Source organism: Curtobacterium sp. MCPF17_031, assembly GCF_003234035.1.
Lineage (GTDB): Bacteria > Actinomycetota > Actinomycetes > Actinomycetales > Microbacteriaceae > Curtobacterium.
In genome coordinates this window covers 141,417-159,586 of record NZ_QKSG01000001.1, presented here as the reverse complement: position 1 = coordinate 159,586, position 18,170 = coordinate 141,417, and the positions used below count along the sequence as shown (strand labels likewise).

At 71.7% G+C, this 18,170-nt stretch carries 13 protein-coding genes and 4 tRNA genes; 6 read left to right on the top strand and 11 right to left on the bottom strand.

The window, feature by feature from the left end; genetic code table 11:
- Nucleotides 1-248 precede the first annotated feature (248 nt).
- The 3 genes from DEJ31_RS00805 to DEJ31_RS00795 form a co-directional block, all read right to left on the bottom strand.
- A tRNA-Val gene (locus DEJ31_RS00805) sits at nucleotides 249-323 on the bottom strand.
- A gap of 23 nt (nucleotides 324-346) precedes the next feature.
- Nucleotides 347-420: transfer RNA gene (locus tag DEJ31_RS00800), tRNA-Cys, on the bottom strand.
- Between the two features lie 86 nt (nucleotides 421-506).
- Nucleotides 507-578, bottom strand: a tRNA-Gly gene (locus tag DEJ31_RS00795).
- Between the two features lie 248 nt (nucleotides 579-826).
- Between DEJ31_RS00795 and DEJ31_RS00790 the strand changes: the two genes are divergently transcribed.
- The 5 genes from DEJ31_RS00790 to DEJ31_RS00770 all read left to right on the top strand — a co-directional run bounded on the left by DEJ31_RS00790 (nucleotide 827) and on the right by DEJ31_RS00770 (nucleotide 7,150).
- Nucleotides 827-899 (top strand) — tRNA-Val (locus DEJ31_RS00790).
- Nucleotides 900-1,028: 129 nt separating this feature from the next.
- Complete coding sequence (locus tag DEJ31_RS00785) at nucleotides 1,029-2,564, top strand: DUF3375 family protein (RefSeq protein ID WP_111120992.1); 1,536 nt, start codon at nucleotides 1,029-1,031, stop codon at nucleotides 2,562-2,564.
- Nucleotides 2,561-3,400 (top strand): DUF4194 domain-containing protein, encoded by an 840-nt coding sequence (locus DEJ31_RS00780; RefSeq protein ID WP_111120991.1) that lies wholly within the window; start codon nucleotides 2,561-2,563, stop codon nucleotides 3,398-3,400. The genes DEJ31_RS00785 and DEJ31_RS00780 overlap by 4 nt, the downstream gene beginning before the upstream one ends.
- Nucleotides 3,397-6,762: an ATP-binding protein gene (locus tag DEJ31_RS00775; RefSeq protein WP_110902355.1), complete on the top strand. Its 3,366-nt coding sequence runs from the start codon at nucleotides 3,397-3,399 to the stop codon at nucleotides 6,760-6,762. The genes DEJ31_RS00780 and DEJ31_RS00775 overlap by 4 nt, the downstream gene beginning before the upstream one ends.
- Nucleotides 6,763-6,808: 46 nt before the next feature.
- Nucleotides 6,809-7,150: a hypothetical protein gene (locus DEJ31_RS00770; RefSeq protein WP_146236656.1), complete on the top strand. Its 342-nt coding sequence runs from the start codon at nucleotides 6,809-6,811 to the stop codon at nucleotides 7,148-7,150.
- Between the two features lie 213 nt (nucleotides 7,151-7,363).
- Here DEJ31_RS00770 and DEJ31_RS00765 read toward each other — a convergent pair whose 3' ends face one another.
- The gene (locus DEJ31_RS00765) at nucleotides 7,364-8,827 is read right to left on the bottom strand and encodes a peptide MFS transporter (protein ID WP_111120990.1); all 1,464 of its coding nucleotides are present in this window, start codon (nucleotides 8,825-8,827) and stop codon (nucleotides 7,364-7,366) included.
- A gap of 232 nt (nucleotides 8,828-9,059) precedes the next feature.
- On the opposite strand from DEJ31_RS00765, the gene DEJ31_RS00760 reads away from it, so the two are divergent.
- A complete protein-coding gene (locus tag DEJ31_RS00760) occupies nucleotides 9,060-11,213 on the top strand; it encodes an acyl-CoA dehydrogenase (protein WP_110902358.1) in 2,154 nt (717 codons plus the stop codon).
- Between the two features lie 568 nt (nucleotides 11,214-11,781).
- On the opposite strand, the gene csrA is transcribed toward DEJ31_RS00760, so the two are convergent.
- From csrA to fliP, 7 genes are all read right to left on the bottom strand, one after another.
- Complete coding sequence (gene csrA / locus DEJ31_RS00755; RefSeq protein ID WP_111044175.1) at nucleotides 11,782-12,033, bottom strand: carbon storage regulator CsrA; 252 nt, start codon at nucleotides 12,031-12,033, stop codon at nucleotides 11,782-11,784.
- A gap of 69 nt (nucleotides 12,034-12,102) precedes the next feature.
- A complete protein-coding gene (locus DEJ31_RS00750) occupies nucleotides 12,103-13,038 on the bottom strand; it encodes a hypothetical protein (protein ID WP_111044176.1) in 936 nt (311 codons plus the stop codon).
- Nucleotides 13,013-15,067: a flagellar biosynthesis protein FlhA gene (locus DEJ31_RS00745; protein WP_111044177.1), complete on the bottom strand. Its 2,055-nt coding sequence runs from the start codon at nucleotides 15,065-15,067 to the stop codon at nucleotides 13,013-13,015. Before DEJ31_RS00745 ends, DEJ31_RS00750 begins: the two co-directional genes overlap by 26 nt.
- Nucleotides 15,064-16,263 (bottom strand): flagellar biosynthesis protein FlhB, encoded by a 1,200-nt coding sequence (locus DEJ31_RS00740; protein ID WP_111120989.1) that lies wholly within the window; start codon nucleotides 16,261-16,263, stop codon nucleotides 15,064-15,066. Before DEJ31_RS00740 ends, DEJ31_RS00745 begins: the two co-directional genes overlap by 4 nt.
- A 4-nt stretch (nucleotides 16,264-16,267) precedes the next feature.
- Nucleotides 16,268-17,029 (bottom strand): flagellar biosynthetic protein FliR, encoded by a 762-nt coding sequence (locus tag DEJ31_RS00735; RefSeq protein WP_110902363.1) that lies wholly within the window; start codon nucleotides 17,027-17,029, stop codon nucleotides 16,268-16,270.
- Nucleotides 17,029-17,304, bottom strand: a complete 276-nt coding sequence (locus tag DEJ31_RS00730; protein WP_110902510.1) for a flagellar biosynthetic protein FliQ — start codon at nucleotides 17,302-17,304, stop codon at nucleotides 17,029-17,031. Before DEJ31_RS00730 ends, DEJ31_RS00735 begins: the two co-directional genes overlap by 1 nt.
- A gap of 42 nt (nucleotides 17,305-17,346) precedes the next feature.
- Nucleotides 17,347-18,120, bottom strand: a complete 774-nt coding sequence (gene fliP / locus DEJ31_RS00725; protein WP_258366098.1) for a flagellar type III secretion system pore protein FliP — start codon at nucleotides 18,118-18,120, stop codon at nucleotides 17,347-17,349.
- Nucleotides 18,121-18,170 lie beyond the last annotated feature (50 nt).

Sequence of the window (18,170 nt, the reverse complement as noted above, 5' to 3'; positions counted from 1 at the left end):
CACTCCTCGGGTCGGGAACCGCCCTCCGCCCCTCGGGCCGGGCGTCACGTTCCGTCGGCCCCTATCGGCAGTGCACCCGGATCCGTCGGTGCCAGCCGCAGAGTTCTCCGGACGGGAGCGGCCGTGCGGGACCATCGCCGTCTCGCCTCTCGCCTCTCGCCCCGCGTTCCGAGCCGACGCGGTCGCACGAGGTGTCCCGACGGCGGGAACGACGAAAGCCCCCGGCATTCCTGCCGGGGGCTTCTTCGTGGTGGGCGATACTGGGATCGAACCAGTGACCTCTTCCGTGTCAGGGAAGCGCGCTACCGCTGCGCCAATCGCCCAGATGAGTTCCGCCGGAGCGGACTGGAGGTGGGGACGGGATTCGAACCCGCGTGGACGGCTTTGCAGGCCGCTGCCTCGCCTCTCGGCCACCCCACCATCAAGGTCCACGTCTGGCGTAGTACCCGATCGGTGGGATACCTCTTCTGGAGAGTTGCTGCCTTCCGGAGAAGACAGGCACCTCGAGCGGATGACGAGATTCGAACTCGCGACCCTCACCTTGGCAAGGTGATGCGCTACCACTGCGCCACATCCGCATGGTCTGACCTGAGTCACACCGGTGTTGTCCGACCCGCTCTCGCGGCGACTCGTAAACTGTACCCAGTTCACGCTGTTTCTCCAAAACCGGTTCCGTTCACCGGGCGTGTCCCCCGAGTTCATGCGGATCGGCGGGGTCTCCACGGGCCTCCAGTGCGCCCGCCCGGCCGGCGACGCGCGCGACGAATGGCCGGTGTTCCGACCACGGTCCGACATCCGCTACTATCGATCCGCACGCAAGTGCGAGGGGCGATTGGCGCAGTTGGTAGCGCGCTTCGTTCACACCGAAGAGGTCATCAGTTCGAGTCTGGTATCGCCCACGTGCCCGTTCCGGGCAAGCAGAACACCCGAAGAGCCCGACGCCACCGCGTCGGGCTCTTCGCATCCCACGAGCCGTCCGACCACACGACCCGTACAGCCACACGACCCGTCCGACCACCAGGGGCAGCATGACCGACGTCGACCTCGAGTTCGCCCGGGTCCGCCAGGTGCTCGACCGTCCGACGCTCCGCCTGATGTCCCGTCCGACGAGTGCCGCGGTCGTCTCGGTGTTCCGCACGGTGTTCGACCGCGACGTGCAGTACGTCCCGGCCGACCGGATGCACCTGCAGGTCGAGGAACACGTCGCCCGACTGCAGGCGACCGGTGCGCGGGTGCCGGCGGGCGACTCGCCCACCGGGGACCTGCCGGCGGGCGAGGCACCGCGTCCCAACGGTCGGTCGCTCTGCCGCGAGTGGGTGGCGGCACAGTGGCTCGTCCGCTCGAACTCCCCCGACGGTGACGAGCAGTACAGCTTGACGAGTCACGCCCTCGAAGCCCTGAGCCTCATCGACGCGCTGTCGTCCGAGCGCGCGCTCATCAGCGAGAGCCGCCTGGCGATGATCGTCGACGCCGTGCACCGTTGGGCCGCCCGTGCCGAACCCGACCGGGACACCCAGGTCCGCCGGCTCGACGCCCAGATCGCGGAGCTGCAGGCCGAGCGGGACCGCCTGGCCCGCGGTGACGAGGTCGTCACGGTCGACGAGGACCGGATGCGCGACGGCTACACGAACCTGACCGACCTGATCCGCCAGCTCCCGAGCGACTTCAAGCGGGTCGAGGAAGCGGTGGCGACCATGCACCGCGAGATCGTCGAGGACTTCCGACAAGAGGTGCGTCCGATCGGCGAGATCCTGGACGACTACCTGGCCCGGACCGACAACCTCATGGAGTCCACGCCCGAGGGCCGGGCGTTCCAGGGAGCCTTCGAGCTCCTGCGCGACGACGCGTTGCTCCTCCGGCTCCGGGACGACATCACCACGATCCTGGAACACCCGTTCGCGAGCTCGCTCAGCGCGACCGAGCGCCGGACCTTCCGGGGCACGGTCGGCATCCTCCGTCAGGGCATCGAGGACGTCCTCGCCCAGCGCCGGATGCTCACCGCCACGCTGCGCGACCAGATCGTCGCGCACGACGTGGTGCGGGACCGCGAACTCGACGCTGTGCTGCGTTCGGTGAACCGCGGACTCGCGGCCTGGATGGACACCGGCTCGGCGCGCGACCGGGTCCCGCTCGGCCTGCTGCCCCCGTCCGCCGCGGTCGGGACGCTCCGCGAGAAGTTCTACGACCCGGACGCCGAGTCCGCACCACCGCCGCTCGAGGAACCCGACGACGACGTGTTCGAGGACATCGACGTCGAGTCGCTCCGCCGCCACGGCGGTCCGCTGCTCGCCGAGCTGCGCGACGTCCTGGCGCACGCCGCGACCGGCTCGAGCGTGGACGCCTTCCACACGCTGCCCGCCGAGCAGCGACGCCCCGTCGAGCTCTTCGGACTCGCCCACCTGCTCACCGGACACCAGGACTTCGAGGTGGGCACGGCCTCCGCGCCGCACCGAACCGTCCGCCCCGACGGCGAGCCGGTCACCTTCCACATGCCCACCGCAGCGCTCGTCCCCGCGGGCGATGCTCCGGGCCCCGACGACGAACCCGGCCAGGAGGCACCGTGAGCGACACGACGCCAGCACCCGTCCACGACGAGGTCGCGTTCGAGGACGCCTCCGGCGTGGACGCCGACGGAGCCGTCGACTTCGCCGGCGATATCGCCGGCGACTTCTCCGGCGACGCACTCGCGGAGCGTGACGAGAGCACGTTCGCGCTGTTCGAGGGCGACGAGGGCCGCCTCGACGAACCGCAGCGCCGCGCCCTGGTCGCCCTGCTCCGGCACCCCTACGTCAGTGCCCGGACGCACGTGGACGAGTGGCGTGCGGTCCTGGACGCCGAGCACCAGCTCCGGTCCCGACTGAACGACCTGTTCCTGGAACTCCACGTGGACCGGGACCGCGAGGTCGCCTTCAAGCGCCAGGCCCGCTCCGAGAGCACCCGGCGTGGCTTCCCGACCCTGCTCCGCGACGCCCCGTACACGCGCGAGGAGACGATCGTCCTCGTCTACCTGCGGATGCGGCTGCGCGCCGACGCCCGACCCGGCCCCGACCAGGTCGTGGTGGACCGGACCGAGATCCTCGGGCACGTGTCCGGCTTCCGACCGGCGACCGCGACCGACCGCACCCGTGACGAGGCCCGCGTGGCGAAGGCGGTCGAGCGACTGGTGACGGCCCGGGTGCTGCTGAAGACCTCCGACCCGGACCGCTTCCGGATCGCGAGCGTCGTCGAGGTCCTCCTGCCCCTCGAACGACTGGTCGAGCTCGACACGTGGTTGACGAGGACAGCGCTGCGGAACGCGACCACCGACGGCGGTGCGGCGTCGGACGACGGTGATCCGCCCCTCCTGACCGATGACGACGCGGACACCGACACCGACGAGACCGAGGAGGACCGCGCGTGAGCACCGTCGACATCGACACCACGGGCATCCCCGCCCTGTTCGACACCGTCGCGCAGTGGCGCGCCGAGTCCATGCAGGTCGTCAACTGGGGCGGTTTCCAGGGCCACCGCCAGGTGGAGCTCTCCGGGACGGCGACCCTGATCTCGGGCGCCTCGGGAACCGGCAAGTCCACGCTGATGGACGCGTACCTCGCGGTGATGATGCCGTCCGACGTGCCGTTCAACGGCGCCTCGAACGACGCGACGACCGGCCGGGCGCGCAGCGCGGACCAGCGCAACCTGCTCACCTACCTGCGCGGCAAGGTCGACACCCGGCGTGACCCGGAGACCGGTGCGCTCAAGGACGTCACGCTCCGCGGCGACGAGCAGACCACCTGGGGCGCCGTCGCGGTCACGTTCCGGAACGACGACGAGCGGCGGTTCACGGTCCTCCGCGCCTACATCGTGCCCCGCCGTGCCCGTGGTGTGGCGGACATCCAGATGACCATGGCGACCGTCGACGACGTGTTCGACCTGCGCCGACTCGAGGACTTCGTGCCCTCCCGGTTCGCGCACCTGGAACTCACCGGCCGGATCCCGGGGCTCGTGATCCGTGACACCTACCAGGAGCTCGCGTACACGCTGCAGACCCGGCTGGGCATCGGCGACTCCGGCGGCGGGAACCGCGCCATGCGCCTGCTCGCCCGCATCCAGGCCGGTCAGCACATGCCGACCGTCGACGCCCTGTACAAGTCGCTCGTGCTCGAGACCCCCGGCACCTACGAGGCGGCGGACCGCGCGCTCGCCCACTTCGCCGCCCTCGACGAGGCGTACGAGGCGATGGACACCGAGGAACGCAAGGTCCGCATCCTCTCCCCCATCAGCGAGCTGCACGACGAGATCGAACGGTCCCGGGCGGCAGCGGCGGCGCTCGACGGCATCGCGACCGGCGCGGACGTCTCGCCCTTCGCGCACTGGACGGCGTCCCGCAAGCGGGAGCTGCTCGACCTCGAGGTCGAGCGGAACACCCGCGAGCGGACCGCCACCCGCGCCGAGGTCGAGGCCGCCTCGGCCCGGCACGCCGCGGTCGAGGTCGAGCTCCGCGACGCGGAGGCCCGACTGCGCGACTCCGGCGGCAACGCGCTGGCGCAGCTCGAGGACCGCATCGACCGCGGCACCCGGGAGCGCGCCGCCGTCGCCCGCGCCCGCGAGGTCTTCGACGAGCGCACCGCGCCCCTCGGCGAACCGTTGTCCACCGAGGCCGAGTTCACCGAGGCCCAGCGCGCCAGCCACGAGTTCCTCGGCACCTACCCCGCTCGGCGCGACGACCTCGACAGCCGCCGCGACGCCCTGACCCGCGAGGAGTACCCGCTCCTCGACCGCGAGCGGACCCTGCGTCAGGAGCGTCGGTCGCTCGAGCACCGCCAGGGCGCCATGCCGCTGCCGATGCACGAAGCCCGCGTCGCGATGGCCCGCGCCGCCGGCATCGACCCCGCGGAGGTGCCGTTCGTCGCCGAACTCCTCGACGTCCTGCCAGCCGAGGAGCAGTGGCGCACTGCGATCGAGTCCGTGCTGGCCCCGGTCGCCCGCACCCTGCTCGTCGACGAGGACCGCCTGGACGACTTCAGCGCCGCGATCGACGCGCTGCGTCTGCCCGTCCGGGTGCAGTTCGAGGGCGTCCCGATGGGTCCGCACATCGACCTGCCCGGCGACAGCTCGATGGTCTCCGGCAAACTCGCGATCAAGCCGTCGCCGTTCAGCACCTGGGTCCGCGAGCGCATCGAGTCCGACCGGATCGACGCCCGCTGCGTCGAGGACGCCGCCGACCTCGGCGGGGGTGGCCGACGTGTCACCGTCGCCGGGCAGCTCCGCGACGGCCGCCGCGGCGCACACGGCGACCGCCGCCAGGCGAACGTCATCGGCTTCACGAACGAGTCCCGGGTCCGCTCCGTCGAGACGGAGCTCGCCGAGATCGCCGCCGACCTCACCGCCCTGGAGGCCCGCCGCACCGACATCGCGCAGGACCTGGCCGCCCTCGACACGCTCCGCACCGCGCACCGACACCGCGTGGACGTCACGTGGGACGCCGTCGACGTGGCCGGCGCCGACGCGTCGCTCACCCGACTGGAGGACGAACGCCAGGCGCTCCTGGCCGCCGACGACGGACTGCGGACTCTCCGCGCGTCCGTCGCCCGGCTCCGCGCGGCACTCGACGACGCCGCCGACCGTCGCGCCGCCGCACGGCTCAGCGTCAAGCGTCTGGAGGAACGACACGCGGTGCTCGTCGACGGCCAGGACGCCGCCAGCGAGATCCTCGAGCGGTTCACCGACGCGCCCGAGCGGCTGCCGGACGAGCAGCAGGAACGTCTGCTCGCCGAGGCCTTCGACGAGGTCGGGGCACCCGAGGGCGTCGACGGTTTCGACGACGCGACCAAACGCCTCCGGCGGCGACTCGAGGAGCGCCTGTCGCAGGCCCTCGACGGTGCCGCGACCGCCTCGGTGGCACTCACCACGACGTTCGAGCGCTACCAGGACGCCTGGCCGGACCCGAACCTCGGCACCGGGGTGGCGTCGTACCCCGACTACCGCGCGATCCTCGACCAGATCGTCGCCACGGGCCTCCATGCGCGACGCAGCGAATGGCGTCGACGGCTGTCCCAGTGGAGCGGCGAGGACCTCGTGCCGCTCTCCGGCGCGTTCGACCGCGCGGTCGTGGAGATCGAGGAGCGCCTCGAACCGGTCAACGAGATCCTGCGCGACCTGCCGTTCGGCGCGAACCGCGACCGACTGAAGATCGTCATCCGCCGCGTCACGCGCGAGGACGTCACCCAGTTCCGCAGGGAGCTCCGCGCCCTGTCCGCCTCGGTCGACACCGAGTTGACCGACGACGTCCTCGAGACACGGTTCCGACGCCTGCGCCGGTTCATGGCCGTCATCCGACCCGACCCGGAGTCCCCGCGCGGGCGCACCACGCAGCGGGACGCCGTCCTGGACGTCCGTCGGCACATGGAGATCACGGCCGTCCGCTACGACACGGCGGGTGACGACCTCGGCGTGTACTCGTCCCTCGGTGACAAGTCCGGTGGCGAGACGCAGGAGCTCGTGGCGTTCATCGTCGGTGCGGCGCTCCGCTACCAGCTCGGCGACGAGACCCGGCCCCGACCACGGTTCGCGCCGGTGTTCCTCGACGAGGCGTTCATCAAGGCAGACTCCGAGTTCGCCGGCCGTGCGGTGACCGCGTGGCTGCGACTCGGCTTCCAGCTCGTGGTCAGCGCGCCGCTCGACAAGGTCACGGCCCTGGAACCGTCGATGGAGCGGCTGCTGTCGATGCGGAAGCACCCGGACACCGGGTACTCGTCCGTCACCCAGATCCGACGGGACTGAGCACGGTCCAGGCTCGCTGCCGGTGGTCCGGCGGTAGGGTCGTGGCGTGTTCGGACGTCGCGCTCCCCGCCCTGCTGCTCCCGACGACTCCGCCGGGGCGGTGCCGCCGGACGTCCCGGTCCTCGGCATCGGTGCCGTCGTCCGGGTGGTCCCGTCGGACCGCGGCGACCAGTGGGCGGACGACCCGATCGGGTTGATCGTCGCTCCGGGAGGCGCGCAGCTCGCCGGGTACGCCGGTGCCGGGGTCCGCGTGGCCTGGGTCGTCGAGTTCGACGAGCCCGCCTACACGACGGACGGCCGCGGCCCGTTCGAGCGCGCGACCGTCCAGAGTCGTCAGTTGGTGCCGATCCCGATGGAACCGGAGACCGTGGACGCCGGAGCGTCCTGACCGGTCAGTACTCTTCGGAGCCGGACTTCATCATGGCGGCGACGGCCAGGCAGGTGCCGAACCCACCGAGGACGCCGATGCCGATGATGATGCCTGCGATGAGCTCGAGCATGGGGGTGACTCCTCGTGATCTGGTGCCGGTCTGGCGGGGCCGGTCTGCTGCGCTCCAGGCTACCGGACCGTGCCCGTCGGACGTGCGGTGCCGCGCGTCAGCTAGCGGATGCCGCGCATGAGTCGCAGCACCGGCCGGGCGATCACCAGCAGGACGACACCGACCACGACGGCGACCAAACCGAGGACCGTGAAGTACGGCGCCTCGTGCTCCGGGTCGTAGTACCGGGAGAGCACGCCGGTCAGCGCGGTGCCGAGCGACACCGACAGGAAGAACAGCGCCACCATCTGCGTCTGGAACTTCGGCGGCGCGAGCTTCGTGGCGACGGACTGCCCGGTCGGTGACAACAGCAGTTCTGCGACGGTGAACACGAACAGGATGCCGACGAGGGCGAGCAGCGGCGTGCCGTTCTCACCGGTGCCGACGAAGGGCAGGAAGAGCAGGAACGCCACGCCCATGATCCCCGTCCCCAGGCCGAACTTCGTCGGCGTGGACGGTTGGCGGTCGCCCAGGCGGGTCCAGAGTGCGGCGAAGAGTCCCGACAGCACGATGATCATGACCGGGTTGATCGACTGCGCCCACGACACGGGCATCGTGAAGCCGAACAGGTCACGGTCCAGGCGCTGGTCCGCGTAGACCGTCACGACGGTGAACTGCTGCTGGTACAGCGACCAGAACACCGCGCTGCCGATGAACAGCGGGATGAACGCGAACACCCGGGAGCGCTCGTCGGGGGTCAGGCCACTGGACAGGATCACGACGAAGTAGGCGATCGTCGCGACGACCACCACGACCACCACGACGACCGGCAGCGTCGACACGGTCAGCAGTCCGGTGAGCACGGCCACCGCGATGACGACCAGTCCGGCGACCGCCACGACGACGGCCAGCGGGTAGCGCGACCGCGGCAGCGGGTTCGTCACGTGCTGCACGGCGTCGGGCAGGTTCCGTCGGCGGATCGCGTACTGCACGAGTCCCGCGGCCATCCCGACCGCGGCGAGCCCGAAGCCGTAGTGGAATCCGAGCGTCGACTGCAGTAGTCCGGTGAGCAGTGGCCCGGCGAAGGCGCCGAGGTTCACACCGAGGTAGTACAGCGAGAAGCCGGCGTCGCGCCGCGGGTCGTCGCGCGTGTAGAGCGAGCCGACGATCGTCGTGGCGGTGGCCTTGAGGCCGCCGGAGCCGAGCGCGATCAGCACGAGCCCGACCCCGATGCCCGCGACCCCGGGGACCAGGGCGAGCGCGATGTGACCGAGCATCACGACGACGGCGCTGCCGAAGAGCGTCCGGTCGGCGCCGATCAGGCGGTCGGCCACCCACGCGCCGAGGATCGTGAAGAGGTACACCGAGCCGCCGTAGGCGCCCATGATGCCGTTCGCCACCCCCTGGTCGATGCCCAGGCCACCCCGTGTGAGCGAGTAGTACATGTAGAGCAGGACGATGCCCTGCATGCCGTAGAACGAGAAGCGCTCCCAGAGCTCGACGGCGAACGGTGTGGACAGCTCGAACGGCTGCCCGAAGAAGGTGCGTCCGCTGCCGCGCCGGTCCGGCTTCGTGGTGCTCGACATGCCGGCCAGTGTGCCCCCGGAACGAGGGACGGGCCGAATCCCCACCAGGGTCCCCACGGATGTCCCGGGCGGGTCTTGGAGGGTTCCCACCAATGACGAGGTTCGGCCGACCGGACCGGTTGTGGCCCTGGCACGGCTGTCATGCCATCCGCAACACGGGTGCCTACGCTGGCTTGGTCGGACCGCCCTGCAGTGACGCGGTCCGTCCACCGTGCAGTTCAGGAGGCACCCGATGGTCGACACCGCACCAGTCCGCAGCAACACCGAGCGCCGTCCGAGCAGCGCCGGTCCGACCGGCACGCCGGGCTCGGACACGCGAGCCTCCGGCAGCGCGCCGAAGGCCGACGCCACGGGCGACCCGGCAGCCGGCACCCCGACCGGCGGCACGGACACCGACGTCCGGATCGACGTCGACCTGCTCGCCGAGCACCTGCTCGGTCGCTGGGCCGAGGACCGCCGGATCTCCCGCCGACTGGCCCGCGACCCCGCGCTGCACAAGATCGAGGGACAGCCGATCGCCGAGCACCGTGCCCGGGTCTTCGAGCAGCTCCGCATCCTGGTCGACGCCGGGGCGATCCAGCGTCCTTACCCGCCGCAGTTCGGCGGTCAGGACAACCACGGCGGCAACCTGGCGGCGTTCGAGGAACTGACCGTCGCCGACCCGTCACTGCAGATCAAGGCCGGCGTGCAGTGGGGTCTCTTCGCCTCGGCCGTGCACCACCTGGGCACCGAGCGGAACCACCGCGAGTTCCTGCCCGGCATCATCGCCTTCGACGTCCCCGGCTGTTTCGCGATGACCGAGACCGGCCACGGCTCCGACGTGCAGAACATCGCGACGAGTGCGACCTACGACCCGGAGACGCAGGAGTTCGTCGTGCACACGCCCTTCCGCGGTGCGTGGAAGGACTACATCGGCAACGCCGCCCTGCACGGCAAGGCCGCGGTCGTGTTCGCCAAGCTCGTCACGCAGGGCATCGACCACGGTGTGCACGCCTTCTACGTCCCGCTCCGCGACGACGACGGCTTCCTGCCCGGGGTCGGCGGCGAGGACGACGGGGTCAAGGGCGGACTGAACGGCATCGACAACGGCCGGCTCTGGTTCGACCACGTCCGGATCCCCCGCACGAACCTGCTCAACCGCTACGGCGACGTCGCCGAGGACGGCACGTACTCCTCGCCCATCGAGTCCCCCGGCCGGCGCTTCTTCACCATGCTCGGCACGCTCGTGCAGGGCCGGGTGTCGCTCGACGGCGCCGCGGTCGTCGCGCAGAAGGTCGGGCTGCAGATCGCCCTGACCTACGCGATGCAGCGTCGGCAGTTCCCCACCGGCGACGGGCAGGAGGGTGTGCTCCTCGACTACGGCCGGCACCAGCGCCGTCTCATCCCGCGTCTGGCGACCGTGTTCGCGCAGTCCTTCGCCCACGAGAAGCTGCTGCAGACCTTCGACGACGTGTTCAGCGGGCGAGCGGACACCCCGGAGCGTCGCGAGGACCTCGAGACCCAGGCAGCGGCGTTCAAGTCCATGTCCACCTGGTCGGCACTCGACACGCTGCAGGAGTGCCGCGAGGCGACCGGCGGCGCCGGGTTCCTCGCCGAGAACCGCATCACGGGCCTCCGCGCCGATCTCGACGTCTACGTGACGTTCGAGGGCGACAACACCGTCCTGCTGCAGCTCGTCGGCAAGCGCCTGCTCACCGACTTCCGCAAGGCCGCACCGCGCGACGCCGCCTCGACAGCGAAGTTCGTCGCGACCCAGGTCGGGTCGAAGCTCGCCGATGCCACGGGCCTCCGCCGGCTGGGCCAGACCGTGTCCGACCGCGGTTCGCTCGCGGCCTCGGTGGCCGACCTGCAGGACAGCGGGACGCAGCGCGCGCTGCTGGCCGGGCGCGTCGAGACGATGGTCACCGAGATCGGGATGCGCCTCCGGACCGCCGGCAAAGACCGCGCCCGCGCGGCCGTGCTGTTGAACCGGTCGCAGCACGAGCTCATCGAGGCGTCGAAGGCGCACGCCGAGCTCATGCAGTGGGACGCCTTCACGGACGCGATCGCCGACGTCCCGCCGGGAGACACCCGGACCGTGCTGGTCTGGCTGCGCGACCTGTTCGCCCTCGGGTTGATCGAACAGCACCTCGACTGGCACCTGCTGCACGGTCGGCTCTCGGCGCAGCGTGCCCGAGCGGTCTCGGCGTACGTCGACCGGCTCGTGGCGCGGATCCGTCCGGTCGTCCCGCAGCTCATCGAGTCCTTCGGGTACGAGCCGGCGCACGTCCGCTCCCCCATCGCTGCCGGTACTGAGCAGGCACGACAGGACGAGGCCCGGGCCTGGTACGCCGCCGAGCGTGCTGCGGGTCGGCTCCCCGAGCAGGAGAAGAAGCCCCGGCCGTAGGCGCGGCGCGGCGCGGGGCGCGGCGCGCGCGGGGCGCGGCGCGCGGGGCGCGGCGCGCGCGGGGCGCGGCGCGCGCGGGGCGCGGCGCGCGGGGCGCGGCGAGGATCCGCACAACAGGAACCGGCCCGAACCGCGGGACACCGCGGTTCGGGCCGGATGCCGTTGGGCGCAGCCGAACGGTGCCGCGCCCGGGCGGGCGCGGCGGGCGGCACTGCCGCCGGGGTACCGCCGGGCTGCCGCCAGCTGGCGCGGCGAGGATCCGCACAACAGGAACCCGGGCGAACCGCGGGACACCGCGGTTCGAGCCGGATGCCGTTGGGCGCAGCCGAACGGCGCCGCGCCCGGCCGGGCGCGGCGGGCAGCACTGCCGCCGGGGTACCGCCGGGCTGCCGCCAGCTGGCGCGGCGAGGACCCGCACAACAGGAACCCGGTCGAACCGCGGGACACCGCGGTTCGAGCCGGATGCCGTTGGGCGCAGCCGTACGGCGCCGCGGCGCAGCCGAACGGCGCCGCGCCCGGCCGGCCGCGCCAGCAGCCGAGCGGCGCCACGCCAGCAGGCCGCAGCGCGTCAGTCGGCAGCGGGCGGCCGCGGGGCGCCGAGTGCGGCGCGCAGGCGTGCTTCGGCGTCGTCGTCGGCGCCTGCGGCAGCGGCGACGTTCGCCTCGGCCACGGCACGGACGACCTCTTCGCGCTGGATCTTCACGCCACGAGGGGCGTCGATCCCGATGCGGACGCCGTCACCGCGGGAGTCGAGCACCGTGATGACGATGTCGTCACCGATGAGGATCCGCTCGCCGACCTTCCGCGTGAGTACCAGCACCGCACCAGCCTAGCGACTCCCCCGCCGCCAGCCCGGCAGCGACGAGCACCAGGCGGCGGCGAGCATCGGTCAGAGCGTCCGGACCGGGACCCCGAGCAAGCGGACGGTCTCCGGGGTGCTCGTCTCCTCGGCGCCGATCGCCAGGATGCCGGCGATCGGGACGCCGACCTCGACCACGGCGCTGAGCATCGTGACGGCGTCCTCGTGCTTCCGCCCGACGTCGACGACGACCCACACCTGGTCCGGTGCGAGTGACGTGGTGGTCGCCACGTCGGTCCACGCCGCGACCGCGAGCAGTGCGACGCCGTCGCGCACGGCGTCGGCGCGGGCGAGGATGCCGCTCCGCCGGTCCGAGGCCGCCGTGGCACGCAGGCCGTGCCGACTCGCGAACACCCCGGCGGCGGCGTCGACGTCGGTGGCGCGGCCGACGAGCAGGACGAGGTCACCGTCCGCCGAGCGGACCGCGGGTGCGGGTGCGGGTGCCGGAGCGGAGGGGACACCGGTGGTCGAGGGGGCGCGCAGGTCGGCCCACGGGTCGGTGTCCGGGCCTCCCGGCAGGCTGGTCACGGACGGCACCGCACCGTCGGTCGCGGACGGGAGGCCCGGCTCGACCGCGGCCGGTCGGGTGGCGGCCCGGCGCGGCGGGGCCAGTCCGTCCGCGGCGAAACCGTCGAGGACCGACGCGAAGGCGTCCGCCCGGACGGTGGCGGTGCCGTCGGAGTCGGCGATGCGGGACTCGGCTGCCTCGGCGTCGGCGAGGAGCGCCGCGATGCCCGCTCGCTTGGCCGGGGAGGAGGCGATCGCGACGCGGGCGGTCGGCGGGTCGAGCGGGTCGGGGACCTCGATGACGGCCTCGACGTGGGCCTTCCGGAACAGCCCGGCCACCCCGCCGGTGGTGACGCGTTCGGCGGAGACGATGCGCGCGCCGGGGCCGAACTCGGCGAGGACGCCGGCGCGGACCTCGTCGAGCGTCGCGCCGCTACGCTGCGATCGGATCGGCGGCACGGACCACCCCCACGGTCTCGATGGTGGAGCCCGCGGCGGTCGCCTCCTGGTACGACAGCACCGGCAGCCCGTTCGCCTGCGCCGACACCATGCGGTGCACGGCCGGGCGGAGCTGAGGGGCACAGACCAGGACGGCGGACAGGCCCTGGTCCTCGACGGCGCGGACCGAGTCCCGGACGGAGCCCAGGACCTGTTCGATCCGGTGCGCGTCGAGGAGGATCTGGCTGCCCTGCTCGGACGGCCGGAGCCCCTCGAGCATCGCCTGTTCGAGCACCGGGTCGATCATGATGACACGGAGCACCGTGCCGTCGAGGTGTCGGGCGGCCAGTGCCGGACCGAGCGAGGCGCGAGCCGACTCGACCAGGCCCTCGGGGTCGGTGGAGACCTTCGCGCGGAGGGTCAGCGCCTCGCAGATCCGGCCGAGGTCGTTGATCGGCACCCGCTCGGCGAGCAGCCCCTGCAGGACCCGCTGCAGTTCGGCCATCGAGAGCATCCCGGGCACGAGCTCCTCGACGGCGGCGGGGTTGACCTGCTTGACGCCCTCGGCCAGGACCTTGACGTCCTCGCGGGTGAGCAGCCGGGCAGCGTTGTCGCCGATCACGGCCTGCAGGTGGGTCACCAGCACGGACACGCGGTCGATGACGGTCGCGCCGGTCATCTCGGCGGCGTGCCGGAGTTCCGCGGGGACCCACTTGCCGGCGAGGCCGAACACCGGCTCGACGGTGGGGTCACCGGGCAGGCCGTCGAGCTGTTCGCCGAGGGCCAGGACGCTCCGCGCGGGGGCGGTGCCGCGACCGGCCTCGACCCCGGCGATCCGGATGGCGTAGGTGGCGGGCGGGAGGTCGATGCTGTCCCGGGTCCGGACCGGCGGGACGACGATCCCCATGTCGATGGCGATCTTGCGGCGGAGTGCACGGACCCGGCCGAGCAGGTCGTCGGAGGCGCCGGAGACCATGTCGACGAGGTCGGGGGCGAGCAGGATCTCGAGGGCGTGCACGCGCATCTGCTCGAGGAGGTCCTCGGGGGTGTCGCTCGCCGGGGCGGCGGCCGCGAGCGCCTGCTGCTCGGCGGCCGTGGCGGCGGCACGCTTCGCGTTCTGGCCGATCCGCCACCCGGTGAAGAGCAGGCTCGCGCCGATGAGCAGGAACGGCAGGATCGGCATGCCGGGGATGAACCCCATCGCGATCGCGGCAGCGCCAGCGATCATCAGGGCGGTCCGGGACTGTGACAGCTGGTCGGAGGCCGACGTGCCGATGTCGGACTCGGCGCCGGAGCGGGTGACGATCATCCCGGTCGACACGGCCATCAGGAGCGCGGGGATCTGCGACACGAGGCCGTCACCGATGGTGAGGATGCCGTAGTGCGAGAGCGCGTCCGTGATCGACATGCCGTTCTGCAGCATGCCGATCGCGATGCCGCCGACGAGGTTGATGACGAGGATCAGGATGCCGGCGATCGCGTCGCCCTTGACGAACTTCGACGCGCCGTCCATCGCGCCGTAGAAGTCGGCCTCGGCGGACACCGCCGCGCGGCGCTCCTTGGCCTGTTCGTCCGTGATGAGTCCGGCGTTGAGGTCGGCGTCGATGGCCATCTGCTTGCCGGGCATCGCGTCGAGGGTGAAGCGCGCACCGACCTCGGCGACGCGCTCGGCGCCCTTCGTGACGACGACGAACTGGATCACCACGAGGATGAGGAAGATCACCGCGCCGATGATGACCGAGCCGGCCACGGCGACGTGCCCGAAGGCCTGGATGACGTCGCCTGCGAAGCCCTGCGCGAGCACGAGGCGGGTCGAGGCGACGTTGAGCCCGAGCCGGAACAGCGTCGCGACGAGCAGCAGCGACGGGAACACCGAGAAGTCGAGCGGCTTCTTCACGAACAGCGTGGTGAGCAGGATCACCAGCGCCAGCAGGATGTTGCAGATGATGAGGACGTCCAGCAGGAACGGCGGCACCGGCAGGATCAACAGCAGGATGATGCCGACGATGAGCACCGGGACGGCGAACTTCGGCAGGTCGGCGCGCTTCATGCGGGGAGGGCCTCTCCGGGAGTGGGTTCGGTGACGGGACGCGGGGTCCGGAGCTTGCGGGGGCGCACGTCGCCGCTGAGCGTGGTCGGGTCGAGCACGGTGGCGACCTCCTCCGGGGTGGTGGGGCGGGGCGGGGTGTGCGTGCCGACGGTGGCACCGCGGGCGGCGAGCGTCATCACGAACGACAGGACGCGGGCGACGGGCGTGTAGAGGTCGACGGGGATCTCCTGACCGAGCTCGCACGCGGCGTGCAGTGCACGGGTGAGCGGGACGTCCTGGACCATCGGCACCCGTTCCTCGGTGGCCTTCAGGCGGATTGCGTCGGCGACGGGTCCGGCGCCCTTCGCCACGACCCGGGGTGCGGACTTGCCGGCCTCGTACCTGATCGCCACGGCGTAGTGGGTCGGGTTGGTCATCACGACGTCGGCGGTGCCGATCGCGGCGATCATCCGGTTCCGGCTGGCGGCGAGCTGCCGGGAGCGACGCTGCGACTTCACGAGCGGGTCACCCTCGGCCTGCTTGTTCTCGTCCTTGACCTCGCGCTTGGTCATCATCGTGCGCTTGCGGTTCCGGCGGATGACGACGAACACGTCGAGCGCGGCGAGGACGAGCCCGGCGGCGATCGCGGCGCGGAGCAGGGTGCCCGCGCCGGCTCCGGCAGCTTCGAGGACGCTCGTCAGCGGCAGCGAGCCGCTCGACATGAGCACGGGGACAAGTCCCTGCACGGCGAACCACAGCACGAGCCCGACCACCGCCGTCTTCAGCAGTGCCTTCACCCCGTTCCAGAGCGCCTGCGTACCGAACACCCGCTTCACGCCGGCGACGGGATCGAAGTGGTCCGGCTCCGGGGTGAGCTTCTTGATGTGCACGCCGCCCTGGGCGACCGCGACGGCGAGCACCGCGACGGCGACGACGGCGAGCATCGGGCCGATCGTGCTGCCGATCGAGGCGAGGGCGTCGTCGAGGACGTGCCGCATGGTGCCGATGCTCGGGTCCGCGATGACGAGGGTCACGGCGTGCAGCTGCTGCTGCCCGGCCGCCGAGGCGTGCCCGATCGTGGACGGGACCATCAGCGCGGCGACGGCGATGCCGATCCAGGCGCTGAGGTCCTGCGACCGGCCGAGCTGCCCCTTGCGGCGCACCTCGCGCATCCGCTTGTCGGATGCCTGTTCGGAGCGTTCTCCACTGTCCGACATGCCGTCACCCCCTGCCCGTGATCGCCTGGACGGCGTCGCCGGTGAGCGACGACACGACGCTCGGCAGGGCCATGAAGAGCGCGCCGGCGAACAGGACGGTGAGGCCGATCTTGATCGGGAAGCCCATCTGGAACGCGTTCAGGGCGGGGGCGACGCGGGTGAGCAGGCCCAGGCCGACGTCGGCGAGGAACAGCACGACGACGAGCGGGCCGGCGATCTGCAGTGCCGCGAGGAACATCTGCCCGAACGCCGCGACGAGCATCGGCGCGATCCCGTCGATCGGGAAGCGGCCGTCCACGAGCGGCACGCCGTCGAAGGACCGGACCAGCCCGCCGATGATCAGCTGGTAGCCGCCAGAGGCGAACAGCAGCGCGAGCGAGGCCATCTGGAACAGCCGGGTGAACTGGGCGCCGTTCACCTGCGACTGCGGGTCGTACGCCTGCGCGAGCGTGAACCCGCCGAACAGGTCGACGAGCGCGCCCGCGGACTGCACGGCCGCGAACACCAGGTACACCATGAAGCCGAGCACCAGTCCGACGAGCAGCTGGGTGACGAGGGCGACGAGGAAGGCGGCCGTGTCGAGCTGCTCGTACCCGGCGGTGACCTTCGGGGCGACGCCGATCGCGAGGCCCAGGCCGAGGATCACCTTCACGACGCCGGGGAACGCCTTGTACGAGAACGGCGGGGCGACCACGAAGAACGCGACGAGCCGGACGCCGGCGAGCATCGTGCCCTCGAGCCGGGCGGCGTCGAAGACCAGGTCCATCAGCCGCTCCCGAGCAGCTTCGGGATCATGTCGAACGCCACGTGCGTGAAGGCGATCATCTCGGAGATCATCCAGTTGCCGCAGACGACCAGGGCGATCGCCACGGCCAGGGCCTTCGGCACGAACGAGAGCGTGACCTCCTGGATCTGGGTCACGGACTGGAACAGCGAGATCGCGAAGCCGACGACGAGCGAGGTGATGAGCACGGGCGCCGCGAGCTTGCCGGCGACCAGGAGCGCCTGGAGGGTGAGGTCGATGACCGCCTGCTGGTTCACGAGAGCCCCCCGGGCACGGTGTCGGGTCCGGACCACGTCGCGCTAGACAACGTGGTAGCTCTCGATGAGCGAGGTGATGATGAGTCCCCAGCCGTCGACCAGGACGAACAGCAGGATCTTGAAGGGCAGCGAGATCATCACCGGCGGGAGCATCATCATGCCCATCGACATCAGGGCTGCGGAGACGACGAGGTCGATCACCAGGAACGGGATGAAGATGACGAACCCGATGATGAACGCGCTGCGGAGCTCCGAGATGATGAACGCCGGGATGACCGTCGTCATCGGCACGGCGGACATGTCCTTCGGGTTCGCCTGACCGGCGGCGCGGGTGATGAGGGCGACGTCCTCGTCGCGGGTCTGGTGCAGCATGAACGTCCGGAGCGGCTTGGTGCCGATCTCGACGGCCTGCTGGAAGTCGAGGTGCCCGGCCAGGTACGGCTGCACGGCGTCGTCGTTGACGTGCCCGATGACGGGTGCCATCACGAACAGCGACAGGAACAGGGCGAGTCCGGCGATCACCTGGTTCGGCGGGATCGACTGCAAGCCGAGCGCGTTCCGGGTCATGGCGAGGACGACGAAGATCTTGGTGAACGAGGTCATCATCAGCAGCAGCGCCGGTGCGACGCTGAGCAGCGTGATCCCGATCAGGGTGACCACGGCGGAGGACGGCGTGCCGTCGGGGCCGTTGACGTCGACGCTGAAGCCGCCGGTGGACGGCGTCGGCGGGGCGGTCGGGGCCGCGGGGGCGGTCGGCTGGACCACACCGGCCGCGTGGGCGCCGGTCGTGGTGAGCATGAGGAAGCCGGCCACCATCGTCAGTCCGAGGAGGACGAACAGCAGCACCCTGCCCGTGCGGGCCGCGC

Bases quoted from the DNA above. Each gene is read 5' to 3' on its own strand.
- DEJ31_RS00735 (WP_110902363.1), bottom strand. From the start codon at position 17,029: ATGGACCTGGTCTTCGACGCCGCCCGGCTCGAGGGCACGATGCTCGCC.
- fliP (WP_258366098.1), bottom strand. From the start codon at position 18,120: ATGGTGGCCGGCTTCCTCATGCTCACCACGACCGGCGCCCACGCGGCC.
- DEJ31_RS00745 (WP_111044177.1), bottom strand. From the start codon at position 15,067: ATGAAGCGCGCCGACCTGCCGAAGTTCGCCGTCCCGGTGCTCATCGTC.
- DEJ31_RS00760 (WP_110902358.1), top strand. From the start codon at position 9,060: ATGGTCGACACCGCACCAGTCCGCAGCAACACCGAGCGCCGTCCGAGC.
- DEJ31_RS00740 (WP_111120989.1), bottom strand. From the start codon at position 16,263: ATGTCGGACAGTGGAGAACGCTCCGAACAGGCATCCGACAAGCGGATG.
- DEJ31_RS00765 (WP_111120990.1), bottom strand. From the start codon at position 8,827: ATGTCGAGCACCACGAAGCCGGACCGGCGCGGCAGCGGACGCACCTTC.
- DEJ31_RS00785 (WP_111120992.1), top strand. From the start codon at position 1,029: ATGACCGACGTCGACCTCGAGTTCGCCCGGGTCCGCCAGGTGCTCGAC.